The sequence below is a fragment of the Rhodococcus sp. BUPNP1 genome, assembly GCF_002215235.1.
Taxonomy (GTDB): Bacteria; Actinomycetota; Actinomycetes; order Mycobacteriales; family Mycobacteriaceae; genus Rhodococcus.
The window spans coordinates 1-578 of sequence record NZ_NERM01000080.1 but is presented as its reverse complement, the minus strand read 5'-3'; the positions used below and the strand labels follow the sequence as shown (position 1 = coordinate 578).

Sequence of the window (578 nt, the reverse complement as noted above, 5' to 3'; positions counted from 1 at the left end):
CGGCAGTTCCCCGGCGGGTTCGGGGACGGTGTCGGCGGTGCGGAAACCGTGGGAGGTGAGGACGCCGGCCTGTTCGGGGCGACGCGCGTAGTCGGTGAATTCCGCGGCGGCGCGGGCGAGGGTCTCGTCGACCCAGGGGGTGTCGACGACGGCGGTGGGGAAGTCGACGACGGGTGCGACGCCGATCGGCAGGTGACCGGTGAGGCCGCGGACCTGCCCGTCGGCGAGGGCACGGTGCAGTTGCTGTTCGACGACCGGCACGGCGTGGATCGGGGCCTCGGTGTCGGAGTGGGCGCCGAGCGCCGCGAGGGTGTCGGCGGTGGTGCCGACCGCGCCGAGGGTGTCGGCGCCGAGCGCGAGGGTGCTCACGGCGGTGATGGCGGCGGGGGTGGCGGCCTGTTCGAGGGTGACCGGTCCGGCGCCGATGCCGGTGGTGGCGGCGGTGACCGCTTCGAGGGCGAGGGTGGTGGCGTGGGTCTCGGTGCCGGTGGGCAGGGCGAGGCCGAGGGTGCCCCAGATGTCGAGTCCGCTCTCGCGCATGGCGGCGGGGTCGTTCTGGAGTCGGGGCAGGTCCTGCC

The 578-nt window shown here is 75.3% G+C and carries 1 pseudogene; it reads right to left on the bottom strand.

Annotated features, from left to right (window positions below):
- Positions 1 to 578 (bottom strand): annotated as a pseudogene (locus tag B9C99_RS25490) (hypothetical protein); the annotation flags it as partial.